We start from the raw sequence: 26,571 nt of genomic DNA, 5'->3' as shown, positions 1-26,571 counted from the left end.
AGCCACCCGGGAGGGTGGCTTTTTCATGCTGCCCGAGAGGCTTTTTCAAGCAGGCTCGATGGCCAGTACCTGACATTGCGGTTCTTTTATCTGAAATCGCACGTTCACATCGAACAATCTGACACCGTACACCTTGTCATCCGGCTTGCCCTTCTTGTAAGCAGGGCGGGGATCCTGAGCCAGCACCTCCCTCACCAGTTCACGCAGCTCCGGGTGGGCCTTGAGCCAGGGGGCGAGCTGCTGCTCGGCCTGGGCGCTGAAGCTCACCGCCAGCGGCGGGGTGGGGGCATCGGGGGCGAAACCGCCACGGGCGTGGGGCAGGCTGTCGGCATAGGGGACATAGGGCTTGATGTCGACGACGGGGGTGCCGTCGAGCAAGTCCACGGCGCCCAGCTCGAGCCAGAGCTTGCCGCGCTCACGTCCCACCCCGTGCAGCTCGACCACGGAGAGGCCAAGGGGGTTGGGGCGGAAGGTGGAGCGGGTGGCAAAGACCCCGACCCGCTCGTTGCCGCCGAGGCGCGGCGGGCGCACCGTCGGGTGCCAGCCCTGATCCATGGTCTGGTGAAACACGAAGCTGATCCAGAGATGGGAGAATTGCTCGATGCCGCGCAGCGCATCGGGCTGATCATAGGGAGGAAGCAGTTCGAGGCGGGCGCGAGCCGCGCTGACCAGGCCGGGCTGGCGGGGTATGGCGAACTTCTCCTTGTAGGGAGAGCGGATGATCCCTAGGGTATCGATATCGAACTTCATGGCGGATCCTGGCTGAAAACCCAGGCAATGTAGCACAGGCACGCCGAAAACGCAGGGGGAGTACCAGGACGCGGCCCCTGTGATCCCGATCCCAGACCCGGTGCCCGGGGACTGTGTCCTGATGCCAACTTGCGTAGGGTGGGGCGGCAAAAGGGGTGGCGGGGGAGCGGACAAGGAATCTGCTGCCCGCACCATGACGATATGCCTGGCGGCATCAGGGCGTGTGCTCACCATGCCAGGCCATGGCCGTTTCGGCTGCCCGTGGAGGGGCTGCAAGGAGAGGGCGCCATAGAGGAGAGACAGGGATGAAATTGTTGATTATCGGCGGCACCGGCTTTCTGGGTCGCCACCTGACCACGCTGGCCCTGGATTGGGGGCACGAGGTGACGCTGTTCAATCGCGGCCACCGCCAGCACCCGGATTGGCGGGAGCTGACCCAGCTTCACGGGGACAGAGACGGGGACCTGGCCCCCTTGCGGGGCGAAGGGCGGAACTGGGATCTGGTCATCGACACCTGCTGCTATCGCCCCGAACAGGCCGAAGGGCTCTCTGACGCCCTGCTGGGGCGCTGCGAACGGCTCATCTTCATCTCCACCATCAGTGTCTATCGCGATTTTTCCCAACCCGGCATGGATGAGTCGGCCCCCCTGCACGAGATGGCAGGAGCGCCCACCGACTACGGCCCCCTCAAGGTGCTGTGCGAGTCGGTGTATCGCGCCCGCTGGGGAGATCGCCTGTGCACCCTGCGCCCCGGCGTGCTCTGCGGCCCCTTTGACCCGACAGCTCGTCTTGCCTGGTGGGTGAGGCGGGTGCAGCGGGGCGGGCACTGGCTCTTGCCGGGGCTGGGGGAGGACAGGCTGCAATACCTGGATGTGCGCGACTGCGCCGAGTTCGTGCTGCGGGCTGCCGAGCAGCGACTCGCTGGGTGCTTCAACCTGATCAAGCCCGGCATTGCACTGAACGACTGGGTGGAGCGTCTCGCTGCCCGGCTGACGCCAGTGACCCCCTTGCTGCTCGAGTGGGCTCCCTGGCGTGACCTGATGGCGGCAGGGGTGGCGCCCTGGCAAAGCTATCCCACGCTGCTGCCAAACGAGCTGCCCGAGTATGCTGGGTATGGCACCATCAGCGCCGAGGCCGCCATCGTCCATGGGCTGAACTTTCGCCCCCTGGAGGAGACGGTTGACGATCTGGTGGTATGGCTTGCCAGCAACCCCCGGGGGCCGCTGCCGGGCATGACCCCTGACGAGGAACAGGCCCTGCGACGACGGGGGGCGCTTCCCCTGTCATCGAATGCGTACTAGCTGACATCATAAAGGAGAGGGCACCCCGGGGTGCCCTATTCTCATGTGGGGTGTTCATCCATGACGGGGCTCAGCGCAGCAATGCCCCCGCCTCGGCCAGCAGGGTTCTCAGCACACTGCGATGGCAGCGGGACTCCTGTTCGCAGTAGCATCCCACCGAGAAATGGGTGGTGTGGGAGAGGGCGGCCAGCAGGGCCAGATCGTGCCTCGCGGCCGGGGCGGCCATCTCGGCCTTGTACTGCTTGCAGAAGGCGGTCCACCGGGCCGGGGTGTCGGCAGTCTGACCGAGTTTCATGGTCTCGGCGCTGGGGGCCAGATTGGGGAACCAGACGTCGTACCAATCCTGGCTGGCGAACGCCGCTTTGGGCACGCCGCGAGGGGGGCGACGCACGGTGCCGATGCGAAGCCCCTCATCCTCGAGGCGGGGGCTGCCGAGTCGCACGATGGCGATCGCCATGGCAGGACTTACTTCTCTTCGGCCACTTTCAGCGCCTGACCGTAGCAGATCACCTGTTTCAGGCAGCCGGGCACGTCGCTGAACTCGGCACACTTGTCGAAGCTGACGCCGTTGCCCCCCATGTCCGCCACGCGGCGGCGGGCCAGGGTGCGGGCTTCACCGGCATTGGGCACCGCCTGATTGGCATCGCTCTGGCAGGATTCCCCCTCGACGGTGCCGAGATAGAGGTAGTTGAGGTCGGCGAGCTCGCTCTGCTCGTAGATCCGCACGCTCCCCGGCTTGAAGTACTCGTCGAAGTTTTCCTTGTCCAGATTGCTGTTGAAGGCGAAGTCGGCGCAACCGGAGGCAATCAGGGGCATCATCAGGATCAGGCGTTTCATATCGGCATCTTGTTGGGTGGCGAGTGGGCCATTATAGGGGGCAGTCGCCGATGGCGACCAGCCCCATTTTTAGCCATATCAATGGATTGTAGCGAGACGACCCCGGATCAGGCGGGGGCCAGCCGCCGGTGCAGGCTGCGGTAGTGATCATCTTCCAGCAGCTCCTGGTGGGGGGCACACAAACGGATGCGACCCTCTTCCATCAGGGCTACCCTGTCCATCCGTTCCAGCCCCAGCAGGCGGTGGGAGATGAGCAGCAGGGTGCGATCCGCCCCCAGGGTCAGCAGCAGATCCATGATCTCCCGTTCGGTCTGGGTATCGAGCCCTTCGGTGGGCTCGTCCAGCAGCCAGAGCGGTGCATCGTGGAGCAGGGCGCGGGCGATGCCGATGCGGCGGCGCTCCCCGCCGGAGAGCGGACGCCCGCCATCCCCGAGCCAGGCATCCAGCCCCTGTTCGGCCTGCTCACCCTCATCGCGCAGCAGAGTCCCGAGCCCCACCTGGGTGAGCACCTCGATGAGCCGTTCGTCGCTGGCTCCGGGGGCGGCCAGGGTGAGGTTGCCACGCAGGGTATCGGCAAACAGGTGGACCCGCTGGCTCACCACGGAGCAGGAGGCGCGCAGCGCCTCTTCGCTGTAATCGGTGAGGGGCTTGCCATCGAGCAGGATCTCCCCCGATAGGGCCGTCCATTCCCGGGTCAGCAACCCCATCAGGGTGGACTTGCCACAGCCGGTCTGCCCCAGCAGCGCCAGCTTCTCTCCGGCATGCAGTTGCAGGGTGCACCCTTGCAGCACGGGTGCATCCTGGCCTGGATAGGTGAAATACAGGTCGCTTATCTGCACGGCACCCCGGGCAGCGGGGGCTTGCTGTGCGCCCCACTCCGGCGCCTTGGCCTCTTGCAGGATCTCGTTGAGACGGCGGGCGGAGGTGAGGCTGGTGGAGAGGTGCTGGAAGGCACCGGCCAGCGGCAGCAGCGCCTCGAAGCTCGCCAGGGTAGCGAACACCATGAGTGCCGTGATGGGGTCAGGGGCACTGCCACCGACGCCGTGACCGGCCAGCCAGAGCATCAGGGTCAGAGTCCAGCCGCTCAGCAACTGCACCGAGAAGGCGGCCAGGCCGCTGACGCGGGCCATGCGGGCCTGGGCCCGGATCAGGGCCTGCTCCGCCTGCTGCAATCCGGTGAGCGCCTCGGGAGCGGCGGCGAACATCTGCAGTTCGGCCTGGCCGTCCAGATAGTCCACCATGCGGGTGCGCAGGTTGGACTTCTCGGCGATGAGCTGACGGCCCGGCGCGCGCCCGGCAAAATAGAAGACCAGGGGCAAGGCCAGCATGCCAAAGAGCAGAATGGCTCCCAGCGTCAGCGCTAGGCGACCATCGAAGAAGGAGAGGAAGAAGACCAGCCCGGCGCAGCTCAGCAGCGCCGCCCCAATGGGGGTGATGAGGCGCAGATAGACGTGATCCATGGCATCGATGTCGGCCACCAGACGGTTGAGCAGGTCAGCCTGGCGAAAACCGGCAAGGGAGCCGGGGGAGAGAGGGGAGAGCTTTTGCCAGAACCAGACCCGCAGCCGGGTCAGCACCCGGAAGGTGGCGTCGTGGCTCACGACCCGCTCGCCCCAGCGACTGGCGGTGCGCACGATGGAGAAGAAACGCACGCCCCCCGCAGGGGTCATGTAGTTGAAGGTGTCTCGGGTGGCGACCGCCAGCCCGGCGACGGCGGCGGCGGAGAGGAACCAGCCGGAGAGGGAGAGCAGGCCCATGCCGGCCACCAGGGTGACCAGGGCCAGCAGCAGGCCGATGGAGAGGCTGAGCCAGTGCTGGCGATAAAGGCGCAGGAACGGCAATAGATCAGTCATCGAGAGAGTCTCCGAAACCTTGGGATTGCGACAGGAGGCGGGCGAAGGGGCCCTGGGCCTCGCCGAGTGCGGCAAAACGTCCCTGCTCCACCAGCTTGCCGTGCGCCAGCACCAGGATGTTGTCCATCTGGCTGAGCTGATCGAGGCGGTGGGTGATCATCAGCAGGGTCTGACCTTGTGCGGCCTGTTCGAGGGCGCTCATGACGGCCCGCTCAGAATGGCGATCCAGGCTGGCAGTGGGTTCATCCAGCACCATCATTTGGGTCGTCTTGAGCAGGGTACGGGCAAGGGCGATGCGCTGGGCCTGGCCGACGGAGAGGCCGCCCGCCTGATCCCCGACCCGATAGTCCAGCCCTTTCTCATTGACGAACTCCCAAGCCTGGGCGCGCTTGAGCGCGGATTCCAGCTCGGCGTCGCTGGCGGATGGTCTGGCCAGCAGCAGGTTGTCCCGCAGGGAGCTGTGGAAGAGTTGGGGATTCTGGGAGAGCCAGCCTAGCTGCTGGCGCCACTGGCTGATGTCCAGGGTACGAAGTTCCACTCCGTTGACGCACAGGGAACCGCGATAGGGGGCAAAACCGAGCAGGGCATTGACCAGGGAGCTCTTGCCCGCGCCGCTGATGCCGACCAGGGCGGTGCGCGTGCCGGCTTCCAGCGTGAAATCGAGGGGACCGACCAGCACCTTGCCCTCGGCGCTCAGCACTTCCAGGCTGCGGGCTTCTACCTTGACGGGGCCATCCGCATGGAAGGGGAGCGTCCCGGAGGCGGGTTCGCTCACGTCGGCCTCGAGAAATTCCAGCAGTTGTTCGGCGGCGCCAATGGCCTGTGCCTTGGCGTGATAGTGGGCACCGAGTTCCCGCAGCGGCGCGTAGAACTCGGGGGCGAGGAAGAGCACGAACAGGCCGGTAAAGAGGGTGACCTTGACACCATAGCTGCCAAAGTTGAGGTGATCGATGTAGGAGAAACCGAAGTAGACGGCCACCAGGGCCACCGCGATGGCGGCGAAGAACTCCAGCACGGCCGTGCTCAGGAAGGCGAGGCGCAGCACCTCCATGGTGCGCTCGCGAAAATCTTCCGATGCATCGCGGATGGCCTCCCCTTCCGCCCGGGTACGCATGAAAAGCTGCAGGGTGCGCAGTCCCTTCAGGCGATCGAGGAAGTGGCCTGAGAGGCGCGCCAGCGACTGGAAGTTGCGGCGGTTGGCATCGGCGGCACCCACCCCCACCAGGATCATGAAGAGAGGAATGAGGGGGGCCGTGCCGAGCAGAATGAGGCCCGCCGCCCAGTTGACCGGGAACACGGAGACCAGGATCACCAGGGGAATAAAGACGGCGATGGCCATCTGGGGCAGATAGCGGGAGAAGAAGTCCTGCATCTCTTCGATCTGCTCGAGCAGCAGGCTGGCCCAGCTACCGGCGGGACGACGCTGGATATAAGCAGGGCCGAGCCTGGCGAGGCGGGTGAGCACCAGCTCGCGGATGGCCTGGCGCACCGCACTGCCCGCCTTGAAACTCGCCACCTCGCGGCCATAGGCCAGGGCCGCCTTGGTCAGGGTCACCAGCAACAGACTGATGAAGAGGGGGGCGGAGTGCTTCGGCGTGGAGCCTTCGATGATGAAACCGTGAAGCAGGGTCGCCAGCAACCAGGCCTGCATCACCATCAGGACGCCCTGACCCAGCCCGAAGGCGATGGAGATGCCGATCCAGCGCCGACCATGGCCCGATTGTTTGCGCAACCAGCCATAGAGATGTTTCTGTCTGTTCTTGTCCATTACCACCCTCCTCAAACGAGTGGCGCAAGACTATCGTCGCCCCCACGGCTTGGCAACCTTGCAGAACCGGGCGGAGGAACATCATTGTGTGAAAAATCGGCTTCATGCTCATTAGTTGGCCGAACAGCTTGATTTATGGCAAAAAATGCGAGGTCGGTGATTGCGCTCGGCGGCAAAATGCATATAGTAGAGGCCACTGACGCGGGTGTAGTTCAATGGTAGAACGGTAGCTTCCCAAGCTGCATACGTGGGTTCGATTCCCATCACCCGCTCCACATTCCAGATAGCGGCACGCGCCGTTGTCCATATCAGCCAGATGGCTGTCTGTCGTGGGGATTCCCCATCACACCAAGCAAGTTTTGATGCCTAGCGGGCATCGTATAATGGCTATTACCTCAGCCTTCCAAGCTGATGATGCGGGTTCGATTCCCGCTGCCCGCTCCAGTCTTCACACAAAAAGCCCACTCCTGCGAGTGGGCTTTTTGTTGTCTGTTTTTTGATGCCGGCGAGAGTGCCAGAGCGGCCAAGCTGAAAGGCGCAGACATGGAAAAGGCGCCACAGGGCGCCTTTTCAACTCGGGAGTGGGGAGGATTACTCCTGCTCCAGCTCGCCGCAGAAGCGATAGCCTTCGCCATGGATGGTGGCGATGATCTCCGGGGTGTCGCCCACGCTCTCGAAGTGCTTGCGAATACGGCGGATGGTCACGTCCACGGTGCGGTCGTGGGGCTTGAGTTCGCGGCCCGTCATCTTCTTGAGCAGCTCGGCACGGGTCTGGATCTGGCCCGGGTTCTCGCAGAAATGCAGCATGGCGCGGAACTCGGAGCGGGGCAGCTTGAACATGTCGCCAGCCGGGCTGACCAGGGCGCGGCTGTTGATGTCCAGGGCCCAGCCATTGAACAGATAACGTTCCACCAGCTTCTTCTCTTCGCCACCGGCGGCCACGTTCATGGTGCGGCTCAGCAGGTTGCGGGCACGGATGGTCAGTTCACGGGGATTGAACGGCTTGGTGATGTAGTCATCTGCGCCGATCTCCAGCCCCAGGATCTTGTCCACTTCGTTGTCGCGACCGGTCAGGAACATCAGGGCGATGTTGTCGTCTTCACGCAGCTCGCGCGCCAGCAGCAGGCCGTTCTTGCCCGGCAGGTTGATGTCCATGATCACCAGGTTGATGGTGTGGCTGGTCAGGGCCTGGTGCATCTCGTCACCGTTGTTGGCTTCGAGCACGATGTAGCCTTCGGCTTCGAAGATGCTCTTGAGGGTGTTGCGGGTGACCAGCTCGTCTTCGACGATCAGAATATGTGGTGTTTGCATGAGTATTCCCAGATTCTTATCAGTTAATTATCGAAATTTTAACACTCTTTGGCGTTATCCGACCGGTCCTGAAAATTTATTACGTCATCCTGGGTATGAATATCAGGTCGAATCATCGCGAATTTGGTAACTATGTCGGCAAGCATCCCTGTGCCGTACATGGGCTCTCAACAAGTCTGAACAAGAGAAGCCCGGAGAGGTAGTCCATTACAAAAGTTGCTGCATTTTATCAGTTAACAGGCGCATAACAACACTCTTTGCCGTCAGATAGCAACTTTTTAACTCAGCTTTGATATAAGTCAATCCCCGAGTTCGCTGCATCATACTTGGGCTGACCCGCTTTTTCGCCCTTAATAAATGTAATGGGATGTAACATGTGGTTGACATGACTTTGTGGGAAAACTACAGAAAAGTGTGCTTCATCGCCCCCTTTGCGCCTCCCTGCTGCCCAGCCTATGCCATTGTCACGGCCTGGAACCCGGCCAGCCGGTGGGTGGGGCTGCGCCGCAATGCCCGTCGCCAGCGAGCCCTTGTCCGGCAAGTGGGCGAGTGTCCCGTCATGGGAGAGGTCTGGGGGAGCGATGAGGATGAGCGCTGGCAGGAGGCGTCGCTGTTGTTGCCGCTTTCGCTGCCAGAGGCGATCCGGCTGGCCGCCCGATTTGGCCAGAATGCCCTCTATTGGGTGCGTGAAGGAGAGCTCTGGCTGGTGCCCGTGTTGCTGGAAGGGACGCCCTGTCATCTGGGGGCGCTTGCGTCCCGCTGGCGGTTCAGGCCTTCAGGCTGACATGGCTCCCCGCCATCCGGACAGGGCACCCGGCCGGTGGATTGTCAGCGCCCCGACATGATGAAAGAATGAGCGGACACATTTCACTCCATGGAAGGATGATGATCATGCTGGACCTGCTGCCCGACCTTTGCGATGAACATGGCGATGCCCTTAGGATCGCTGACCCCCTCTTTCACGACTATGGCGGCAAGGCGCTGTTTTACGGCGAGGCCGTGACCCTCTCCTGCTTTGAAGACAACAGCCTGGTGCGTGATCTGGTCAATCGTCCCGGCCATGGCAAGGTGATGGTGATCGACGGGGGCGGCTCCCTGCGTCGGGCGCTGCTCGGGGATCAGCTGGCCATCAAGGCGGTGGAGCAGGGGTGGGAGGGGATCCTCATCAATGGTGCCGTGCGGGATGTAGGGACGCTGGCGACCCTGGCGCTGGGGGTCAAGGCCTTGGCCCCCTGCCCGGTCAAGACCGAAAAACGGGGCCTGGGCACGCTGGACACCGTGGTCTCTTTTGCCGGTGTGACCATAGCGCCCGGCGACTATGTCTACGCCGACCTCAACGGTGTGCTGGTGAGCGGCGCCAGGCTCCTCTGAACCTCAGAAGTTGAAGCCCACTCCCAGAGTGAGAAAGTGTTCCGTACTGAAGGCGCTGAGTCCGTAATTGGCGGTGATGGCCAGGGAAGGGGTCACCAGCAGGCTGCTGTTGAGCTCAACCAGGGTGCTGGCCTTGCTCACCTCCAGTTGCTTGAGCTGGCTGCCGATGTTGAGTGACGGGGAGAGGCGATAGCGCACCCCAGAGCTGATATTGAACCCGGCCTGCCCACTTTGGGGGCCGATGGCGGGGCCGGCCTCCATGTAGAGGCTGATGTCATCCTGAAGCGGGTATTGATAGCCGGTATTGATGAGCCAGAGGTCGAAGTTGTCGCCCAGGTGGCTCTGGTTGCCGAGCAATACGCCGGAATAGCTTTTGACGTAGAGCGGGTTGTCCGATTCGGTCTGGAGAAAACTCCAGTCGGCGGCCTGAGCCGAAAAGACGAGGCTGGATGCCATTGCGATGACGAGAGACTTGACCATTCGTTTCCCCTCCCTGGGTCCGAACAGGACTACAAGCATGGCACATGCCAGCGGGGAGTAAAGGGAACCCCGATCACAATAAAAGAGTTTTGATTGACGCTGCAGTCATGGTACACAGGCCCATCACTCCGTGTCGTTACGACACGCTCCATCACGAGGTGAACTGATGAACAACAAACTGATCCTGCTGGCCGCTCTGGCCCTGGGAGGCTGCGCCATGACTACGGGTTCCACTCTGGCACAATTGCAGGCATCGACCTGGCAACTGCAAGGGGCGAGCGGTGACACCTTCACCCTGCAGGTCGCCGGTGACAAGGTGGCGGGCAAGGGCGGCTGCAACCGCTACTTTGGCGGCATCACAGAGCAGGATGACGGCGTGTTGACGCTGGGCGCCATGGGTTCGACGCGCATGATGTGTGCGGGGGATCTGGCCGGCAAGGAGATGAACTACCTGCAGACCCTGGAGAAGGTGGCGAGCTTCCAGATCAGCGGCAAACAGCTGGTACTCAAGGATGCCGACAAGGCCACCTTGCTGACCTTTGACGCCGTGAAATAAGCCGGGATCTCGTCAAAGGCTGTCGCAGGCGACCCCTGCGCCAGCGTGCAGGAGAATGTGAAAAGGGACGCCATGGCGTCCCTTTTTGTGCCTGATGCCGGGTCATCCCCCTCGCTGGAAGCGAAACCGCTTCTTGCGCCGGTAGGGATAGACATCCTCGAACATCCCCTCCTTGATGTTGCTCTGCAGCATCTTCCAGTAGTTGGCGTCGAAGAGCTCCTTGTGCAACTGCATCATGATCTCCCGCACCTGGGGTTTTTGCAGCAGGAAGGTGGCGAACTCCTCCGGGAAGATGTCGTTGGGTGCCACCGAATACCAGGGTTCGGCGCTCCACTCGTCCTCCGGGTAGCGTGGCGGCGGGATCTGGCGGAAGTTGCACTCCGTCATATAGCAGATCTCGTCGTAGTCATAGAAGACCACCCGGCCGTGGCGAGTCACCCCGAAGTTCTTGAACAGCATGTCGCCGGGGAAGATGTTGGCCGCCGCGAGCTGGCGGATGGCGTTGCCGTACTCCTCCAGGGCGAGGCGGGTCTGCTGTTCGTCCGCCTGATCCAGATAGAGGTTCAGGGGGATCATCTTGCGCTCGGTGTAGAGGTGTTTGATCACCAGCTTGTCGGCGGTGAGGGTAAGCGCAGAGGGCGCCACCGCCTTGAGCTCGGTCAACAGCTCCGGCGAGATGCGATCGAGGGGAAACTCGAAGTTGGTGAACTCCTGGGTATCTGCCATGCGGCCCACTCTATCGTGCTGTTTTACCAGCCGGTATTTCTCCTTCACCTGCTCGTGGCTCACCTCCTTGGGCGGGGTGAACTCGTCTTTTATCACCTTGAACACCACATCGTAGGAGGGGAGGGTGAACACGCTCATCACCATCCCCTTGATGCCGGGCGCGATGACGAACTGCTCCCGGCTCTGGGCCAGGTGCTGCTGGTAGTGACGATAGAGCTCGGTCTTGCCGTGTTTCTGGCAGCCGATGGCGTTGTAGATTTCATAGTCCGGCTTGCGGGGCATGATCTGGCGAAGGAAGGCCACAAAGAGCGCCGGCACCGGGGCATAGACCATGAAGTAGGCGCGGGCGAAGCCGAACACGATGGAAGCCAGCTCCGGCTCGAAGATGACGGTGTCCACATAGATGCTCTGACCGGTGCTGAGCAAGGGCAGGATGAAGGGATAGACTTCGCCCTTCACCCGGATGAGCCCCACCAGATAGGCTCCCTTGTTGCGATAGAACACCTCCCTGAGCAGCTCGATGGCGAAGGGCTCCTCGTGCAGGATGGCCGGGCCGCTCTCTGCCAGATGGCGGTGGATGTCCATGATGTCCCGCTGCTTGTCTTCGAAAGGGAGGGTGAAGCTGTAATCCCCGAGCAACTGGCTCAGGGTCTGGGGCAGGTGGGAGAGATCGGTGCGATAGATACGCAGCAAGGATCCCAGGTCAGGATTGTCACCCCGGCTCACGAAGGGGTGGATATAAAGGTTCTCGTCGCGGATGTTGCGATGGCGGAAGATGCGGCGATAGACGGAATTGAAGAAAGACTCCGCCACCTCGAAGTTCTCGCAGCGGGGCAGGAGATCGCTGAAGGCGCCTTTCACCTGCTTGAGCAGGGCCTGGGTCGGCAGCTGCTCCCCCATCATCTGTTTGATCTGCGCCGTGGTGGCGCCGACATGGTGATCATAGAGGCGGATGCGCTCTCGACCGGCGAGCTGCACCCCCAGCCAGTCGCTGTTCTCGAAACGGCTCTTGCTGCCCTGGGTTATCTCGAGAAAGCGGCTGTAAAACGACTCAAAACGTTGCAGGATCGTCTCGGCGACCGCCTGCTCCAATGGCTGCTGCATCTCTCTCTTCCTTGTGAACTGTCGGGCCCATGGCGTCAGTGCCCTGAGGCGGCGGACTCGCGTCCAAGGCCACTATGGCAACATCCAAACATCTGTTCAAGTGGCAATATTTCGGGATAAACGGTAGATTGCGCCCCTGTTTTGCCGACGGTTCGCCGCAGTTCGCGGCGTCGGCCTCATCCTGGAGAGAACCCGATGAAACTCTATTTTGTGCTGGTATCGCCAGCCCGTGCCGCCAACGTGGGGGCTGCTGCTCGCGCCATGAAGACCATGGGCTTCGATGCCATGCGACTGGTGGGGAGCCGGGTGCACGAAGAGGAGGAGGCGAGCTGGGTTGCCCACGGGGCGCAGGAGATCCTGACGGATGCGCAAGCCTTCGACACCCTGGAAGAGGCCCTGGCGGACATGGATCTGGTGGTCGCCACTACCGCCCGGCAGCGCGGCCGCTACCAGCACTACCTCACCCCGGCGGACATTCGCGACCAGATCCGGGCCAAGCCCTCCCTCGAGAAGGTGGCCATCGTGTTTGGCTGCGAGGAGTCCGGACTCTCCAACGAACAGCTCGCCCAGGTGGATCTCATCAGCTACCTGCCTCTCAAGGTCTCATACCCGTCCCTGAACCTGGGTCAGGCGATCATGCTGTATGCCTATGAGCTGAGTCCGCTGCTCGATGACCAGAAAGTGAGCGACGAGCAGGACGTAGCAGAAAATTTCGAGAGTGCCGGGCAGGTTCGCGTGCTGAAATCAAAAACAGCAGAATTGCTTGGTGAGATCGGAGTTTCGCAGGATGAAAAACTGCATCAATGGGTGATGGACCGAGTGCCCATGCTGCCGCAGCGGGATCTCAATATGCTCCATCTGCTCTGCAAAGACCTTGCCCGCAAGTTTGGCAAGGAGGTTTAGGTTGACAGCCCCTCGCCGGGCGCGGTATTGCTAACAACCAGATTCGTTCAAGAGTGTTCGTCATGCAGCTATTCACCAACGTCATCACCACCACCATTATTACCGGTACCACCACAGGTGGCACTGGGGCCGGTTGATGCGCTGACGAACAAGCACAGAAATCAGAAAAAGGCCCGTACCCACCCAGTACGGGCTTTTTTGTTGGATTGTTTTTAGACCAATTAGCAGATCAATTTGCAGGGAATACAGGGAGATAGCGATGAGAGTGTTGAAATTTGGCGGGTCGTCACTGGCCGACGCAGAGCGTTTCTTGCGGGTTGCCGATATCGCGGTGAATACCCACGGCCAATCCCAGGTGGCCCTGGTGCTGTCGGCACCGGCCAAGGTGACCAATCACCTGGTCGCCCTGGTGGAACAGACCAGTCGCGGCATGGATGCAAGCAGTACCCTGTTCGAGATCAACGGTATCTTCTCCCGTCTGCTGGCCGGCTTGAAGGCCGCCTATCCCGCGCTGGATGACAAGGCGCTGCAGGCCCGTCTCACCGCCGAGCTGGATCAGGTCGAGCGGCTGATGCAGGGTATCCGTCTGCTGGGGCTGTGCCCGGACAACGTCCAGGCACGCATCCTGAGCCGTGGCGAGAACCTCTCCATCGCCTTCATGCACGAGCTCTTGCGGGTGCGCGGCATCGAGCTGGATCTCATCGTGCCCGAGCAGTTGCTGGTCACCGATGGCGGCTACCTCGAAGCCCATGTGGACATCGAAGCCTCCCGGGTGCGCTTCGCCGCCAAGGGCCTGCGCTCTGATTGTCTCTACCTGATGCCGGGCTTCACCGGTGGCAGCGACAAGGGCGAGACCGTGCTGCTGGGCCGCAACGGCTCCGACTATTCCGCAGCCGTCTTGGCCGCCTGCGTCGATGCCGAGTGCTGCGAGATCTGGACCGACGTGGAGGGCTGCTACAACTGCGACCCGCGCCTGGTACCGGACGCCTACCTGCTCAAAACCCTCTCCTATAAAGAGGCGATGGAGCTCTCCTACTTCGGTGCCAAGGTGCTGCACCCGAAGACCATCGCCCCCGTGGCCCAGTTCCACATTCCCTGCCTCATCAAGAACAGCTTCAACCCCCAGGGTCCGGGTACCCTCATCGGGGTCGATCAGGGGGATGACGATCTGAAGGTGAAGGCGATCTCGGATCTCTCCGGCATGTGCATGTTCAACGTCTCCGGTCCCGGCATGAAGGGCATGGTGGGCATGGCGGGTCGCATCTTCTCCGCCGTTTCCCGCGCCGGGGTCAGCATCGTGCTGATCACCCAGTCGTCCTCCGAGTACAGCGTCAGCTTCTGTATCCACAGCTACGACAGCGACAAGACCCGCAAGGTGCTGGAGCGCGAGTTCGAGCTGGAGTTCAAGAACCAGTTGCTGGACCCGCTCGAGATCATGACCGATCTGGCCATCATCTCCCTCATCGGTGACGGCATGCGCACCTCCAAGGGGATGGCGGCGCGCTTCTTCACCTCCCTGGCCCAGGCCTCCATCAACATCGTCGCCATCGCGCAAGGGTCGAGCGAGCGCTCCATCTCCGCGGTCGTGCGCTCCGGCAAGGTGGCGGAAGCCATCAAGGCGTGCCACCAGAACTTCTTTGGCAGCCAGCAGTTCATCGATCTCTTCGTGGTCGGGGTGGGCGGCGTCGGTGCGGCCCTGGTGGATCAGATTGCCCGTCAGCAGCCGGTACTGGCCGAGCAGGGCACCGGCCTGCGGGTGGTCGGCATCGCCAACAGCCGTCAGATGGCGGTCAACAAGGATGGCCTGGCCCTCGCCAACTGGCGTGAACAGTTGGTGGAAGCACAAGGCAGTTTCAGCCTGGAGGCGGTGAAGAAGCTGGTGGAAGAGAGCCACCTCATCAACCCGGTGATCGTCGATTGCACCTCGAGCGAAGCCGTGGCCGTCCAGTACGCCGACTTCCTCGGGGCCGGTTTCCACGTGGTCACCCCGAACAAGAAGGCCAACACCGGGTCGCTGGATTACTACAAGGCGCTGCGTCGCACCGCCCGCCAGACCCGCCGCAAGTTCCTGTACGAGACCAACGTGGGCGCTGGCCTGCCGGTCATCGAGAACCTGCAAAACCTCATCAAGGCCGGCGACAAGCTGCGCGCCTTCGACGGCATCCTGTCCGGGTCGCTCTCCTTCATCTTCGGCAAGCTGGATGAGGGGATGGCCTTCTCTGAGGCTACCCAGATCGCCCGCGGCAACGGCTTCACCGAGCCGGATCCCCGCGATGACCTGAACGGCATGGACGTGGCTCGCAAGCTCCTGATCCTGGCCCGCGAGGCCGGCATGGCGCTGGAGCTCTCCGATGTGGAGGTGGAGCAGGCACTGCCGCCGGGCTTTGACGTGAGCGGCGACGTGGAAGCCTTCATGGCCCGCCTGCCCGAGGCCGACGGCTGGTTCCGCGACCAGTTCGCGGCGGCCCAGCGTGACGGCAAGGTGCTGCGTTACGTCGGCTCCATCGAGGGTGGCAAGTGCAAGGTGGCCATCAAGGCGGTGGGTGGCGACGAGCCCCTGTTCAAGGTAAAAGACGGGGAGAACGCGCTCGCCTTCTTCTCCACCTATTACCAGCCCATCCCCCTGGTACTGCGCGGCTATGGCGCAGGGACCGAAGTGACCGCCGCCGGTGTCTTCGCCGACGTGCTGCGCACCCAGAACTGGAAGCAGGAGCTGTAACATGAGTTCAGAGATGAACCCGAATGTAGAAATCGGCGGCAGCGTGGTTGCCTATGCCCCGGCCTCCAGCGCCAACCTGAGCGTGGGTTTTGACGTCCTGGGGGCGGCGCTCGCCCCCGTGGATGGCTCCCTGCTGGGGGACCGCGTCCAAGTGAAAGCCGCTGACGTGCCTTTCGCTCTCTCTTCCGTGGGCCGTTACGCCCACAAGTTGCCGGACGACCCGAAAAAGAACATCCTCCACGACTGCTGGGTCGCCTATGGCGAGGCGCTGGAGAAGCGCGGCCTTGGTCTCAAGCCGCTGGAAATGGTGCTGGAGAAGAACCTGCCGGTGGGCTCGGGCCTGGGATCGAGCGCCTGCAGCGTCGTGGCGGCGCTGGAAGGGCTCAACGCCTTCCACGGCGCGCCCCTGAATGAACACGACCTGCTGCTGCTGATGGGGGAGATGGAAGGGAAGATCTCCGGCTCCGTCCATTACGACAACGTGGCGCCCTGTTATCTGGGCGGCATGCAGCTGGTGCTGGAGGAGGGGGGCGTCATCAGCCAGGGCATCCCGGTGTTTGACGAGTGGTACTGGGTGGTCTGCTACCCGGGCACCGTGGTCTCCACCGCCGCCGCCCGCGCCATCCTGCCGGCCCAGTATCGCCGCCAGGACTGCCTCACCTATGGCCGCCGGCTGGCCGCCTTCGTGCATGCCAGCTACAGCCGCCAGGAAGGGCTGGCCGCCAGCGTCCTGAAAGATGTGATCGCCGAGCCTTATCGCGCGGCCCTGATTGAAGGTTTCAACGAGGTGAGGGCCCAGGGGGCCCAGAACGGGGCGCTGGCCACCGGCATCTCGGGGTCCGGTCCCACCGTGTTCGTGGTGATGAAGGATCTGGCCCAGGCCGAACGCATGAAAGAGTGGATGGAAGCGCACTTCGTGCGCAATGAAGATGGATTTGCCCGGGTCTGCAAACTGGACATGGCCGGGGCACGGGTAACAGGAAGCGAGCTATGAATCTTTACAACATCAAGGACAAGAGTGAACAGGTGAGCTTCGCCCAGGCGGTGCGTCAGGGTCTGGGCCGCGAGCAGGGGCTCTTCTTCCCAGAGACCCTGGAGCCGCTGGCCGACGTGGATGCCCTGCTGGATCTGCCGCTGGCCGAGCGCTCGGCCCGCATCCTGAGCCACCTGCTGGGTGACGAAGTACCAGCTGCCAAGGTGAGCGAGCTTATCGACGCCGCTTTCACCTTCCCGGCGCCCCTGGTGAAGCTCAAAGACGGCACCTATGCCCTCGAGCTGTTCCACGGCCCGACCCTGGCGTTCAAGGATTTCGGCGGCCGCTTCATGGCCCAGTGTCTGGCTGCGTTCAGAACCAATGACAAGATCACCATCCTCACCGCCACCTCCGGCGACACCGGTGCCGCCGTGGCCCACGCCTTCTACGGCCTGGAGGGGATTGAAGTGGTGATCCTCTACCCCAAGGGCAAGATCAGCCCCTTGCAGGAGGCGCTTTTCTGCACCCTCGGCGGCAACATCCGCACCCTCGCCATCGACGGTGACTTCGATGCCTGTCAGGCGCTGGTCAAAGATGCCTTCGACGATGAAGGGCTCAAGACCGCCATCGGCCTCAACTCCGCCAACTCCATCAACATCAGCCGCCTGCTGGCCCAGGTTTGCTACTACTTCGAAGCCGTGGCCCAGTTGCCGAAAGCCGATCGCGCTAAGGCGGTCATCAGCGTGCCGTCCGGCAACTTCGGCAACCTCACCGCGGGTCTCATCGCCAAGGCGCTGGGGCTGCCGGTGAAGCGCTTTATCGCCGCCACCAACGCCAACGACACCGTGCCGCGCTACCTGAAAACCGGCCAGTGGGAGCCGCACCAGACGGTCGCGACCCTGTCGAACGCCATGGACGTGAGCCGCCCCAACAACTGGCCGCGCGTGGAAGAGCTGTGCCGTCGCAAGGGCTGGGCGCTGGAAACCTTGGGCTCAGGGATGCGTGACGATGCCCAGACTCGCGACGCGCTCAAACGCCTGCATCAGCTGGATTACCTGTGCGAGCCCCACGGGGCGATTGCCTGGGATCTGCTGAACGAGCAGCTTGGGCAAGACGAGGTCGGTGTGTTCCTCTGCACCGCCCATCCGGCCAAATTCAAGGAGTCGGTGGACGAGATCCTGAATCTGGATGTGCCGCTGCCGGGCCCGCTCGCCAAGCACGCCGCGCTGCCGCTCCTGTCCCACGATCTGCCCGCTGACTTTGGCCGCCTCAAGGCCTTCCTGCTCGGTTAAGCCGTCATGAGACGCTGACGATCCCCCGCTTTTTCACGAGAGCGGGGGATTTTTTTATGTCCGGTATTGATGTCCGGTATAGGGCGGGGAACCCGCCCAGATCCCCCTGAAACAAGGAGCACGGCATGAGCCCGCATCCCCTTCGCACCCTGATCGAGACCTGTGACGCCGCCATCTCCCGGCGCGACTTCGACGCCCTGATGACCTTCTACGCCGAAGACGCCGCCCTGGTGGTCAAACCCGGCATGGTGGTGCGCGGCATTCCCGCCATCCGCCGCGCCTTCACTACCATCTCCGATTACTTTGACGGCCAGCTTGAGGTGACCCAGGGGGCCATGGAGGTGATCGAGGGGGCAGACAATGCCCTGGTGATCATGGAGACCCGGCTGCGCTACCCGGGCGGGGAGGGTTGGATCGACGAGACCCGGCGCGCCACCTATGTGTTTCGCAAGGAGACGGATGACCAGTGGCGCTGCACCATAGACAACTCCTATGGCACTGCGTTGCTGGAGGCGCAGCGGCCCGGCGATCGGCCTGCAACCGACTAGCGCAGTCACACTGACTCGGTGCAGCCAGAGTGCGTGTATAGCGTGCGTAATCAAGGCGCACCATCAAGGCTGTGCAGCCAGACCGGTTAGTCAGATTGAGTAGCCAGATTGAGTAGCCAGATTGAGTAGCAAGAGCCAAGCCATCCAGGCCGGAGAACCCGAGCCGCACGCAGGGCACCGCTCTGCCTGGGAGGGGGATCACAGCGCAGCCCACGGCGCAACTCCCCGTTTTGGTTGTGCCTCACAACCTGCTGGCAGAAAGTGCGCCGACAGTGATTGCTGCGACGTTTTTGCACATTTGATTTGCACTCTCGTTGTTATGCTCGCCCCTGGCAGCACAACCCTGTCTGTGGGTCATTTCCAGCCCCCCGGGGCCCGTTGACCCGGCCTGCCGTGGCTGCTAATCAGGGGACTGCTTGACACCCTTCATGGACGAGCAGGGCCGCAGATGCCTCGACGGCGCGGCCTATCGACAACAACAACACCACAGTGCAGGGAGCAGACCATCATGTGGCCGTACCGAAAAATAGTGACCCAGTCCCTCAAGACCCCCCTGATGATCGCCAGGATCATGTTTTACCTGGCCCTGTTATTGGTCTTCCCCCTGCCAATGATCATGCTATCGGACTCTCCAGCGGCAGAGATCGGGCGTTTCTCTTACATCCTGGTGACGTTTCCCATCGCCATGGGGCTGATGCTGATATCGAGCCTGATGGCCATCCTCATTGCCATGGTGGAGTCGCGCAACCAGCAGCCACCCCAGGGACGGTGGTAAGAGGGCCCTCTTTTTGCGAGCCATCCAGTAAAAAGCCATCCCGGGAGGGATGGTTTTTTTGTGTCCGCTCACCCAGCGCGGCGACGCTCTGGATTTGATATGACCTTGATATGGCCCTGATATAGCGCGAGAGTGCTGACCTGAGCTGCCAATCTGGGAGTGCCAACCCGAGACGCCCGCCTTGCTGGCCGCTGCTGCCCATCATCTGTGGCCATGCCGCCGAACAGAGCGCGCCACAGAGTCAGCCGATAGCGCCTTCTCCGGTTATCGAGGAGGCTGTTTGATACGCCAAGCACCGTGACGCGGGGGGCTCATCGACGAGTGGCTGGTGGCGGCAGGAACACAGGCACCCAATAAAAAAGAGCTCGACTTGTGATAAAAATCCAGTATTTTGGATTAACTTCCTTTATTTTGGATTTGAACATGGATTTTCAACAGATGCTGGCGGCGCGGCTGCACGGGCTGCGGGAACAACAGGGCTGGTCGTTGGAGCAACTGGCCGAGCGCTCCGGGGTGAGTCGCTCCAATATCTCCAATATCGAGCGCGGTCAGAGCAGCCCGACCGCCGTGGTGCTCGATAAACTGGCCACCGCACTGGGCGTGCCGCTCGCCTCGCTTTTCACTCATGAGCCCGAGGAGTCGGTCTCGCCCTGCCGCCGCGCTGAAGATCAGCCGGTCTGGACCGATCCGCAATCCGGTTATCAGCGCCGCCATCTGACGGCATTGCCGCAGGCGCCGCTGCAGATGGTGGAGGTGCACTTCCCCGCCGGGCAGAGCGTGCAGTATGCACCGCAGCCGCTGCCGACCCATTGGCACCAGCAGATCTGGTTGCTCGAAGGCGAGATGCAGATTGAATCGTCCGAGGGGCAGTGGCAGCTTCGCGCCGGCGATTGTCTCTGCATGAGCATTGAGGGGGACACCCGCTTTGTGAATCCGGGCAGTACGCCCGCCCGCTATCTGGTCGCCCTGGTACGCAGTATCAACTAAAGAAGGGATACGCAGTACCAATTAAAGAAAAATTACGCAGTACCAACTAAATAAAGGCGACGCAATACCAACGAAAGAGAGGCAGCGCAGTGCCTACAAAAGGCTGCGCAGTACCTGCTCAACAGGGCACCAAGTACCGACCAAGGACTACGCATTACCCGCCAAAGGCGGCCCGTGGCACGCACCAAAGAGGGGGCGTGCGGGGAGTCATGCAGACGCCGGTATATCCGACAATGTGCCGAGTCCCCGTCAGCGCTGCGAGCGGCGCGCTGCAAGGTCCGGCACGCAACAAGGGCAACAAGAGAGAGGAGAGAAGGGATGCAAATCAGACTGGATGATGTGACCGACCCGCGCGTGATGGCACTGCTGGAAGAGCACTTGAACGACATGCGTGCCATCTCGCCCCCCGAGAGCACGCACGCCCTCGATGGTGCGGCACTGCGCGCACCGGACGTCAGTTTCTGGACGTTGTGGGACGGGGAAGAGGCGGCCGGTTGTGTGGCCCTGAAACGGCTGGAGGCGGGACATGGCGAGATCAAATCGATGCGCACCGCTACCCGCTACCGCCGCCGTGGCATTGCCCGTCAACTGCTGGCTCATGTGCTGGAAGAGGCCCATCTGCGCGGCCTGACCCGCCTTAGCCTGGAGACGGGCAGCCAGCCCTTCTTTGCACCGGCGCATCACCTCTATCACGCCTTCGGGTTTGAGGAGTGCGGCCCCTTTGGTCATTACCGTGAGGATCCCTACAGCCGGTTTATGACCAAAGCATTGTGAGCCGTATGACGGCGCCCAGGTGGACAAATAGAAGAGGATAAATGGAGGGAAAATAGGGACACCCGCTTTTTTGCTGCTGTATCTGACCATGCGGCCCGCCGGGTAAATGTTGCTTGCCTGATACGGAGTGGATGATTGGAATAGGGTGGGATAATAAATAAAGCCAGCCGGTAATGGCTGGCTTAGAAAGGTGGGTGTCCCAGATTTCACTTATGACTTAGATGATATTTCTTTTTGTAAGGCCAACAACAGCCTATCCAAAATTCTTTGTTGTAATACAAAATAAGGTTCTTCTATTTGTGAGAAATTCTTGCCTTCAAAATCTTCATTTAAATAATTAATATAGTCTTGAGTGATATTAATCTTTAGATGAAGATGGTCAGCCTCATTTCTGTATACTTTAATTCTATGTAATGCAGGCCAAAGATATGGATACTCTCTTTTAATATCGGACCAGAAATATTCTTTTTTTGATATGTCTTTACCATAGCGTTCAATAGACTCGACAAAACATCTATTAACCGTGTTTATAAAAGAAAGAAAAGTCTGTTTATTGGAAACAACATTTGTTGACTTTAATTCTACTCCTTCAGGGAAAGAGTTTGAACCAAAGAGACTGATAGTCTTTCCGGTTGATACTATCTTTTGCAAAACGGAGAAATCATTAGATATTTCGTCTATCCGTCTTATCAACCATGGCTGACGAACACTTGAATCAATAATTGGATATATTAGTCCACGGTTATCTTTAGATCTAGATTCATGTGCTACACGTTGAGCTATTACTGGTATATTTGGGGTGTATCCACTGTTGTCGCATACTTTTCTTATTAGTTGATAGTTTATCAGATGTTTTAAGTATTGGGTTTCTTTAGAGTATTCATTGAAGTCAAGCTCTTGTCCTGTAGATAGAAGCTCAAACATAAGATACTCATCAGGATAAAAAAGTTTGATTTCAGAGATCGCATGATCACTATAGAATGTTAGCTCGGTATCGATTAGTTCTTTATGCTTGTCAAAAACATCTAAAGTAATAACAAAAGGTCGTTCTTCTTTTTTTGATAAAAATGAATTCAGAGTGCTACATGCTTGTCTAACTAAGAGTGGATGTCCACCATACCAGCGTCTAATTACCTCACATGTTTCTGAATTGAAGTCGATACCCATTCTTCGGCCTAGTTTCTTTAACATTGTTCGGCATTCATCATTGTTAAAGCCAGTTAGATATTTATGGGGCACTATGCCGAACAGCGGGTTTTGTACACCATCAACTAGATCTGTTTCAACAATGCTGGCATTAACACCAGCAATAATTAAACTTAAACACTTTACTTGGCTTTGAGCAGACCATAATGTTTGCCAGAATTCTAAATAATCTTTTTTCCAGTGAATATCTAGGGGGGAAATAAAAGATATATACTCGGCTTCATCTAGCATTAAGCAAATTTTCGCATTTCTTAAACTCACTTCTCTTATTAAATCAACAAAACTTTTAGATGCCAGCCTTTCATTGAATACATGTGCCTTGTTCTTTTTAATGTTTAAGCCTACGCGTATTTGTTCTGAAATATCCTCCAGTAGTTCAAACCATCTGGATTTCCTGATATGAGGCTGCTTACAATCTATGTAGTAGGTATGAATCTTTCTTTCAGATTCACACAAACGTTTCACCTTGAATAATAAGGACGTTTTACCTGTTTTTCGAAGGCCAAATATTCCTTTGTTTTCACTTCTCCTTACGGCATCAAAGTATTCCATTGTTTCAGCTTGTCTGCCAAAGAAATAAGTGTCTTCAACCAAAGGAAGAGAGTAGTTAAACAAGTCTCTCCCAAAAAAATTATTGCTTAGTTTGTTTCTTAGGTACCATCCATTATCTTTGTTTTCTAATAGTTCATCTTTGGAGAATGAGACTATTATTCTTGTCTCTTGTTTGGAAGATAAATATGAGTCAAGCCAGTCTGATATATTCTCATCATCAGATATGAGAAAGTAGTTTAATGTCTCCACCCTACCTTTTGCAGGTGAGTCTGAAAAGGTTTGTTCAATAGCTTGCAGTGTTCTTGGCTCCATTTTTTTGTAAGGAGCATATGCAAGTAGAACCTCATTTTCAAACCCGTATGATTCTTTGTAATGTTGGAGTGGTGATAAGAAATATATGGATAATTCAGTGTTGTGCGACCTTCTTTTATTAGCCCACATGATGTCAAAGCCATCAAGGAAAGGTGTGACAATAGCGCGTTCGTCAGGATGGTTTTTGAGATGATTATCCATGACGTCTTTTTTAATTATACCCATAAAATTCCTTTATTATAAAAGCCAAACATTTAATACTAAGCGGCATATCCAAATGGCTTTTTATAGATGCCATGACATTGATTATTTCTTTAAAATGGACAGTATAAATCGAGATATAAAAATATTTGGGTCTTAGTATTCAATATAAATTAAAACATTCCAACGCTACCGCCCCTGGATTACAGCTTCCAATGTGCTCCATAGACCAGCGGGCGGGGCCCGGATGGTGCTGTAGGCGCCGAATGACCAGCATATCCTCAAGCCTCATACGCAAACCAGTCAAAAGTTGACGCAACCGCAAGGAAGCGCTGGATTTTTGCGCCAGCTCAACAATTGAAGTGAAGGCGCCGGGTGGCCGGAGCGGGGGCAAGGAGGGGGTTGTCGAGGAGGAAGGGGCATTTTGTTGTCACGGGGCAGGGGGACTATAGTGCAGCGAGGCAAGAGTGCCTCGTTTGGCCCGCGTGAGTGGGGGCCAATCACAATGGATAGAACAATGGGAGTGTGACATATGAAGCGGATCCTGATGGTGTTGAGTCTGTGTGTGACGGTCATGGGCATGGGAATGGGGGTAGCCCAGAGCGCGACCTCTGGCGCGCAGCAAGAGTGCGAGGCCCAGGCGGCGGTGAAGAAGCTGGCGGGCGCCGCCAAGACCAGCTTTGTGGGCAAGTGCGTCAAAGATGCCTCTGCCAGTGCCAAGGCAAGCCAGTGCGAGAAAGCGGCCGCCGACAAGAAGCTGGCTGGCGCGGCCAAGAACAGCTTCGTGCAAAAGTGCCTGAAGACGGACGCAGCCGCCGACAAGGCGACCCAGTGCGAGAAGGCGGCAGCGGACAAGAAGCTCGCCGGGGCGGCCAAGAACAGCTTTATCCAGAAGTGCGTGAAAACCGCCTGAGCCGGTGAGGCTCTGACACCAACGCCGGTTGAGGCAGTGACGAGAAAGGGGCCCTGGGGCCCCTTTCTCTGTTGTGATGGGTTGTGGGGGCAGCCCTCGCCGCCAGTGTGCCCGGCCATAAGCTCTGGGCGGGGAGCTGACTTGATCCCTGCCTGGTCATCACTCTCCCTGGGTTGGCTGGGTATGTTCGGGGGCGCTGCTCAGCAGATCCTGCCCCTCGTCCTGGCTCAGCACCAGATAGCGCTCGTACTGGCGCAAGACGTCGGCACTCAGCTCGTCCCGGGTCAGGTACTGGATGTCGTACCCGGCGCGGCCATCGGCAAAATAGGTGATGGGCTCGAAGATGCGGGCCTCGGAATCGTGGTTGTGGGCCGCCTCCAGGGGGTTGAAGGCGGGGGCGGGGCGGGCCTCGATGCGCACCCCGTAGCAGAAGTCCCGGCGACCTTGCTGAGGCACCAGCAGATGGCACTGATCCGGCCCATCCTCTTCGACCCGGCAGGTGATGCCGCGGGCAGCGAACTCCTGACTCAGGGCCGTCAGGGCGGGCAGGGCGACCTTGTCCACAAAGGCGCGGGCTTCCTGCTCGGTGGAGGGGCGCAGCAGGTGATCCATCCGGGTGCGCCACTGCTTGCCGTTCCAGAAGTCAGTGGCGGGGGAGAGGCGCCTGGCCGAGTGCTCCTTGTCCGCGACAAGGCCGCGGCAGAGTCCGAGGCAGAGCAGCACCATGATGAAGGCAAACGGCAGGGCGGCGATGAGGGTCATGGACTGGAGTGCCGCCAGCCCCCCTGTGCTCATCAGGGTACCCGCGGTGACCCCGAGCAGCAGAGCCCAGAACAGGCGCTGCCAGACCGGTGAGCCCTCCTTGCCCTGGGTAGCGATGTTGTCGATGACGAAGGCTCCCGAGTCGGCGGAGGTGACGAAGAAGACGCTGATGAGGATCACCGCGAGGGCCGAGGTGATGTCCGCTCCCGGCAAGAGGTCAAAGAAGTTGAACAGCAGGGTGTCGATGTTGCCGACCGAGTCGATGAGGCTTGTGCCCCCCTCATGCTGGCTGGCCCAGATGGCGGCGTTGCCGAACACCGTCATCCAGAGCAGGTTGAAGGCGGTGGGCACGAACAGGACGCCGAGGATGAATTCGCGCAGGGTGCGTCCGCGGGAGATGCGGGCGATGAAGAGACCGACGAAGGGGGACCAGGAGATCCACCAGGCCCAGTAGAGCAGGGTCCAGTTGCCGAACCAGCCCGCCTGGCGGGTCTCGCTGTAGGTGAATGTGCGGAAGGTGAGCTGGCTCAAAGAGGAGACATAGTTGCCAATGTTCTCCGAGAGGGCCCCCAGCAGGTACTGGGTGGGGCCGGCCACCAGCACGAACAGCAGGAGCACGATGGCGAGAAAGAGGTTGAGCTCGGAGAGGCGCTTCACCCCCTTGTCGAGACCGGTGACCGCCGAGATGCCGGCGAGGGTGATGACGACCCCGATGAGGCCGAAGCGAAACAGCTCCCCCGAGGTGTCCATGCCGGTGAGGCGGGTGATCCCCGCCGAGAGTTGCATCACGCCATAGCCCAAGGTGGTGGCGATGCCGAAGATGGTGCCCACCAGGGCGAAGACGTCCACCGCGTGGCCGAGCGGCCCGTGGATCTTCTCCTTGAAGATGGGATAGAGGCCGGAGCGGATGGTCAGGGGCAGGTTGTAGCGAAAGCCGAAGTAGGCCAGCACCAGGCCGACGATGGCGTAGATGGCCCAGGCGTGAAAGCCCCAGTGGAAGAAGGTGGTGACCATGGCCTCGCGGGCGGCCACCTGGGTCAGGGGCGTCGCCTGGGGCGGGGTGACGAAGTGACTCATGGGCTCGCCCACCCCGAAATACATGAGCCCTATCCCCATGCCGGCGGCGAACAGCATGGCGAGCCAGGAGGTGAAGCTGAACTCCGGGCGGGCATCGTCCGGCCCGAGGCGAATGTTGCCAAAGTGGCTGAAGGCGATCACCAGCAGCAGGATCAGGAACATGCCGACCACCAGCACATAGAACCAGCTGAAGTGCTGGGCTATCCAGCTCTGGCCGCTGCCGAAGAAGCGGGCGGCGGCCTCCGGGGCCAGGGAGCAGATGGCCAGCAGCGCCAGGATGAAGAGCAGGCCCGGGATGAAGATGGGCAGCGACAGGGTGCATCTGGAGGGACGGGGAGCGTTCATGGGACACCTTTGGGTGGAAGGACTCAAGACACTATAGGCCCCTCGGGTGCAAAGCAGACAAGGGGTGGACGGCGAGTGACGGGGTCAACGGCCATGAACACCATGGGAGAGGAACTCGTCGTCCTGTTTTTTTCATCGTATGTTATGCCTTTAAATCAGATGGTTACCGATTTCT

Annotated in this window: 23 protein-coding genes and 2 tRNA genes; 15 read left to right on the top strand and 10 right to left on the bottom strand. The window is 60.1% G+C overall.

Annotated features, from left to right (window positions below):
- Positions 1 to 45 precede the first annotated feature (45 nt).
- Positions 46 to 750: a tRNA (N6-threonylcarbamoyladenosine(37)-N6)-methyltransferase TrmO gene (gene tsaA / locus AB5Y47_RS06645; protein WP_111736035.1), complete on the bottom strand. Its 705-nt coding sequence runs from the start codon at positions 748 to 750 to the stop codon at positions 46 to 48.
- 305 nt (positions 751 to 1,055) lie between these two features.
- Between tsaA and AB5Y47_RS06640 the strand changes: the two genes are divergently transcribed.
- Positions 1,056 to 2,051 carry an NAD-dependent epimerase/dehydratase family protein gene (locus tag AB5Y47_RS06640; RefSeq protein ID WP_368220045.1) on the top strand — a complete coding sequence of 332 codons (996 nt, stop codon included), beginning with the start codon at positions 1,056 to 1,058 and terminating at the stop codon, positions 2,049 to 2,051.
- Positions 2,052 to 2,121: 70 nt separating this feature from the next.
- Here AB5Y47_RS06640 and AB5Y47_RS06635 read toward each other — a convergent pair whose 3' ends face one another.
- The 4 genes from AB5Y47_RS06635 to cydD all read right to left on the bottom strand — a co-directional run bounded on the left by AB5Y47_RS06635 (position 2,122) and on the right by cydD (position 6,509).
- A complete protein-coding gene (locus AB5Y47_RS06635; protein ID WP_125117404.1) occupies positions 2,122 to 2,508 on the bottom strand; it encodes a DUF488 domain-containing protein in 387 nt (128 codons plus the stop codon).
- Positions 2,509 to 2,516: 8 nt separating this feature from the next.
- The gene (rcsF, locus tag AB5Y47_RS06630; protein ID WP_010673578.1) at positions 2,517 to 2,888 is read right to left on the bottom strand and encodes an Rcs stress response system protein RcsF; all 372 of its coding nucleotides are present in this window, start codon (positions 2,886 to 2,888) and stop codon (positions 2,517 to 2,519) included.
- Positions 2,889 to 2,995: 107 nt separating this feature from the next.
- Entirely contained in the window at positions 2,996 to 4,741 is a 1,746-nt protein-coding gene (gene cydC, locus AB5Y47_RS06625; RefSeq protein WP_102948739.1) for a cysteine/glutathione ABC transporter ATP-binding protein/permease CydC, read from the bottom strand.
- Entirely contained in the window at positions 4,734 to 6,509 is a 1,776-nt protein-coding gene (gene cydD, locus AB5Y47_RS06620) for a cysteine/glutathione ABC transporter permease/ATP-binding protein CydD (RefSeq protein ID WP_139737425.1), read from the bottom strand. Before cydD ends, cydC begins: the two co-directional genes overlap by 8 nt.
- A gap of 201 nt (positions 6,510 to 6,710) precedes the next feature.
- Between cydD and AB5Y47_RS06615 the strand changes: the two genes are divergently transcribed.
- Together AB5Y47_RS06615 and AB5Y47_RS06610 are read left to right on the top strand one after the other, a co-directional pair.
- Positions 6,711 to 6,784: transfer RNA gene (locus AB5Y47_RS06615), tRNA-Gly, on the top strand.
- Between the two features lie 94 nt (positions 6,785 to 6,878).
- A tRNA-Gly gene (locus tag AB5Y47_RS06610) sits at positions 6,879 to 6,953 on the top strand.
- Positions 6,954 to 7,100: 147 nt separating this feature from the next.
- Here the strand turns inward: AB5Y47_RS06610 and arcA are convergent.
- The gene (gene arcA / locus AB5Y47_RS06605; RefSeq protein WP_010673581.1) at positions 7,101 to 7,820 is read right to left on the bottom strand and encodes a two-component system response regulator ArcA; all 720 of its coding nucleotides are present in this window, start codon (positions 7,818 to 7,820) and stop codon (positions 7,101 to 7,103) included.
- 385 nt (positions 7,821 to 8,205) lie between these two features.
- Here arcA and AB5Y47_RS06600 point away from each other — a divergent pair, with 385 nt between their 5' ends.
- Together AB5Y47_RS06600 and AB5Y47_RS06595 are read left to right on the top strand one after the other, a co-directional pair.
- Entirely contained in the window at positions 8,206 to 8,604 is a 399-nt protein-coding gene (locus tag AB5Y47_RS06600; RefSeq protein ID WP_081000902.1) for a DUF3293 domain-containing protein, read from the top strand.
- Between the two features lie 107 nt (positions 8,605 to 8,711).
- A complete protein-coding gene (locus AB5Y47_RS06595) occupies positions 8,712 to 9,191 on the top strand; it encodes a putative 4-hydroxy-4-methyl-2-oxoglutarate aldolase (protein WP_113977884.1) in 480 nt (159 codons plus the stop codon).
- 3 nt (positions 9,192 to 9,194) lie between these two features.
- Here AB5Y47_RS06595 and AB5Y47_RS06590 read toward each other — a convergent pair whose 3' ends face one another.
- A complete protein-coding gene (locus tag AB5Y47_RS06590; protein ID WP_039039355.1) occupies positions 9,195 to 9,671 on the bottom strand; it encodes a hypothetical protein in 477 nt (158 codons plus the stop codon).
- A 166-nt stretch (positions 9,672 to 9,837) separates the two neighbouring features.
- On the opposite strand from AB5Y47_RS06590, the gene AB5Y47_RS06585 reads away from it, so the two are divergent.
- Positions 9,838 to 10,227, top strand: a complete 390-nt coding sequence (locus AB5Y47_RS06585; protein WP_010673585.1) for an META domain-containing protein — start codon at positions 9,838 to 9,840, stop codon at positions 10,225 to 10,227.
- 102 nt (positions 10,228 to 10,329) lie between these two features.
- Here AB5Y47_RS06585 and aceK read toward each other — a convergent pair whose 3' ends face one another.
- Entirely contained in the window at positions 10,330 to 12,057 is a 1,728-nt protein-coding gene (aceK, locus tag AB5Y47_RS06580; RefSeq protein WP_041214766.1) for a bifunctional isocitrate dehydrogenase kinase/phosphatase, read from the bottom strand.
- Between the two features lie 195 nt (positions 12,058 to 12,252).
- Here aceK and AB5Y47_RS06575 point away from each other — a divergent pair, with 195 nt between their 5' ends.
- From AB5Y47_RS06575 to AB5Y47_RS06540, 8 genes are all read left to right on the top strand, one after another.
- Positions 12,253 to 12,960, top strand: a complete 708-nt coding sequence (locus tag AB5Y47_RS06575; RefSeq protein ID WP_042878886.1) for a tRNA/rRNA methyltransferase — start codon at positions 12,253 to 12,255, stop codon at positions 12,958 to 12,960.
- Positions 12,961 to 13,219: 259 nt separating this feature from the next.
- Positions 13,220 to 15,679, top strand: a complete 2,460-nt coding sequence (gene thrA / locus AB5Y47_RS06570; protein WP_368220044.1) for a bifunctional aspartate kinase/homoserine dehydrogenase I — start codon at positions 13,220 to 13,222, stop codon at positions 15,677 to 15,679.
- Between the two features lies 1 nt (position 15,680).
- A complete protein-coding gene (gene thrB, locus AB5Y47_RS06565) occupies positions 15,681 to 16,673 on the top strand; it encodes a homoserine kinase (RefSeq protein ID WP_225315803.1) in 993 nt (330 codons plus the stop codon).
- Positions 16,670 to 17,944 carry a threonine synthase gene (gene thrC / locus AB5Y47_RS06560; RefSeq protein ID WP_049636630.1) on the top strand — a complete coding sequence of 425 codons (1,275 nt, stop codon included), beginning with the start codon at positions 16,670 to 16,672 and terminating at the stop codon, positions 17,942 to 17,944. The genes thrB and thrC overlap by 4 nt, the downstream gene beginning before the upstream one ends.
- A 125-nt stretch (positions 17,945 to 18,069) precedes the next feature.
- Positions 18,070 to 18,492 (top strand): DUF4440 domain-containing protein, encoded by a 423-nt coding sequence (locus AB5Y47_RS06555; RefSeq protein ID WP_368220043.1) that lies wholly within the window; start codon positions 18,070 to 18,072, stop codon positions 18,490 to 18,492.
- 508 nt (positions 18,493 to 19,000) lie between these two features.
- On the top strand, positions 19,001 to 19,267 hold the full coding sequence (locus AB5Y47_RS06550; protein WP_010673592.1) for a hypothetical protein: 267 nt from the start codon (positions 19,001 to 19,003) through the stop codon (positions 19,265 to 19,267).
- Positions 19,268 to 19,690: 423 nt separating this feature from the next.
- Complete coding sequence (locus AB5Y47_RS06545; RefSeq protein WP_368220042.1) at positions 19,691 to 20,254, top strand: helix-turn-helix domain-containing protein; 564 nt, start codon at positions 19,691 to 19,693, stop codon at positions 20,252 to 20,254.
- 318 nt (positions 20,255 to 20,572) lie between these two features.
- Positions 20,573 to 21,028 carry a GNAT family N-acetyltransferase gene (locus tag AB5Y47_RS06540; protein WP_323923490.1) on the top strand — a complete coding sequence of 152 codons (456 nt, stop codon included), beginning with the start codon at positions 20,573 to 20,575 and terminating at the stop codon, positions 21,026 to 21,028.
- A 210-nt stretch (positions 21,029 to 21,238) separates the two neighbouring features.
- Here the strand turns inward: AB5Y47_RS06540 and AB5Y47_RS06535 are convergent, their stop codons facing one another.
- Positions 21,239 to 23,323: an ATP-binding protein gene (locus tag AB5Y47_RS06535; protein ID WP_368220041.1), complete on the bottom strand. Its 2,085-nt coding sequence runs from the start codon at positions 23,321 to 23,323 to the stop codon at positions 21,239 to 21,241.
- A 508-nt stretch (positions 23,324 to 23,831) separates the two neighbouring features.
- Between AB5Y47_RS06535 and AB5Y47_RS06530 the strand changes: the two genes are divergently transcribed.
- The gene (locus tag AB5Y47_RS06530; RefSeq protein WP_128345253.1) at positions 23,832 to 24,212 is read left to right on the top strand and encodes a hypothetical protein; all 381 of its coding nucleotides are present in this window, start codon (positions 23,832 to 23,834) and stop codon (positions 24,210 to 24,212) included.
- 159 nt (positions 24,213 to 24,371) lie between these two features.
- Here the strand turns inward: AB5Y47_RS06530 and AB5Y47_RS06525 are convergent, their stop codons facing one another.
- Positions 24,372 to 26,396, bottom strand: a complete 2,025-nt coding sequence (locus AB5Y47_RS06525) for a BCCT family transporter (RefSeq protein WP_324046332.1) — start codon at positions 26,394 to 26,396, stop codon at positions 24,372 to 24,374.
- Positions 26,397 to 26,571 lie beyond the last annotated feature (175 nt).

It is taken from the genome of Aeromonas sp. R7-2 (assembly GCF_040908105.1).
Classification (GTDB): Bacteria; Pseudomonadota; Gammaproteobacteria; order Enterobacterales; family Aeromonadaceae; genus Aeromonas; species Aeromonas caviae.
Note: the sequence above shows the minus strand (reverse complement) of the source record. Positions and strands in the feature narration are given on the sequence as shown.

What these genes read in the sequence shown, in the direction of transcription:
- tsaA (WP_111736035.1), bottom strand. Translation starts at nt 750, where the DNA reads ATGAAGTTCGATATCGATACCCTAGGGATCATCCGCTCTCCCTACAAG.
- AB5Y47_RS06640 (WP_368220045.1), top strand. Translation starts at nt 1,056, where the DNA reads ATGAAATTGTTGATTATCGGCGGCACCGGCTTTCTGGGTCGCCACCTG.
- AB5Y47_RS06635 (WP_125117404.1), bottom strand. Translation starts at nt 2,508, where the DNA reads ATGGCGATCGCCATCGTGCGACTCGGCAGCCCCCGCCTCGAGGATGAG.
- rcsF (WP_010673578.1), bottom strand. Translation starts at nt 2,888, where the DNA reads ATGAAACGCCTGATCCTGATGATGCCCCTGATTGCCTCCGGTTGCGCC.
- cydC (WP_102948739.1), bottom strand. Translation starts at nt 4,741, where the DNA reads ATGACTGATCTATTGCCGTTCCTGCGCCTTTATCGCCAGCACTGGCTC.
- cydD (WP_139737425.1), bottom strand. Translation starts at nt 6,509, where the DNA reads ATGGACAAGAACAGACAGAAACATCTCTATGGCTGGTTGCGCAAACAA.
- arcA (WP_010673581.1), bottom strand. Translation starts at nt 7,820, where the DNA reads ATGCAAACACCACATATTCTGATCGTCGAAGACGAGCTGGTCACCCGC.
- AB5Y47_RS06600 (WP_081000902.1), top strand. Translation starts at nt 8,206, where the DNA reads ATGACTTTGTGGGAAAACTACAGAAAAGTGTGCTTCATCGCCCCCTTT.
- AB5Y47_RS06595 (WP_113977884.1), top strand. Translation starts at nt 8,712, where the DNA reads ATGCTGGACCTGCTGCCCGACCTTTGCGATGAACATGGCGATGCCCTT.
- AB5Y47_RS06590 (WP_039039355.1), bottom strand. Translation starts at nt 9,671, where the DNA reads ATGGTCAAGTCTCTCGTCATCGCAATGGCATCCAGCCTCGTCTTTTCG.
- AB5Y47_RS06585 (WP_010673585.1), top strand. Translation starts at nt 9,838, where the DNA reads ATGAACAACAAACTGATCCTGCTGGCCGCTCTGGCCCTGGGAGGCTGC.
- aceK (WP_041214766.1), bottom strand. Translation starts at nt 12,057, where the DNA reads ATGCAGCAGCCATTGGAGCAGGCGGTCGCCGAGACGATCCTGCAACGT.
- AB5Y47_RS06575 (WP_042878886.1), top strand. Translation starts at nt 12,253, where the DNA reads ATGAAACTCTATTTTGTGCTGGTATCGCCAGCCCGTGCCGCCAACGTG.
- thrA (WP_368220044.1), top strand. Translation starts at nt 13,220, where the DNA reads ATGAGAGTGTTGAAATTTGGCGGGTCGTCACTGGCCGACGCAGAGCGT.
- thrB (WP_225315803.1), top strand. Translation starts at nt 15,681, where the DNA reads ATGAGTTCAGAGATGAACCCGAATGTAGAAATCGGCGGCAGCGTGGTT.
- thrC (WP_049636630.1), top strand. Translation starts at nt 16,670, where the DNA reads ATGAATCTTTACAACATCAAGGACAAGAGTGAACAGGTGAGCTTCGCC.
- AB5Y47_RS06555 (WP_368220043.1), top strand. Translation starts at nt 18,070, where the DNA reads ATGAGCCCGCATCCCCTTCGCACCCTGATCGAGACCTGTGACGCCGCC.
- AB5Y47_RS06550 (WP_010673592.1), top strand. Translation starts at nt 19,001, where the DNA reads ATGTGGCCGTACCGAAAAATAGTGACCCAGTCCCTCAAGACCCCCCTG.
- AB5Y47_RS06545 (WP_368220042.1), top strand. Translation starts at nt 19,691, where the DNA reads ATGGATTTTCAACAGATGCTGGCGGCGCGGCTGCACGGGCTGCGGGAA.
- AB5Y47_RS06540 (WP_323923490.1), top strand. Translation starts at nt 20,573, where the DNA reads ATGCAAATCAGACTGGATGATGTGACCGACCCGCGCGTGATGGCACTG.
- AB5Y47_RS06535 (WP_368220041.1), bottom strand. Translation starts at nt 23,323, where the DNA reads ATGGGTATAATTAAAAAAGACGTCATGGATAATCATCTCAAAAACCAT.
- AB5Y47_RS06530 (WP_128345253.1), top strand. Translation starts at nt 23,832, where the DNA reads ATGAAGCGGATCCTGATGGTGTTGAGTCTGTGTGTGACGGTCATGGGC.
- AB5Y47_RS06525 (WP_324046332.1), bottom strand. Translation starts at nt 26,396, where the DNA reads ATGAACGCTCCCCGTCCCTCCAGATGCACCCTGTCGCTGCCCATCTTC.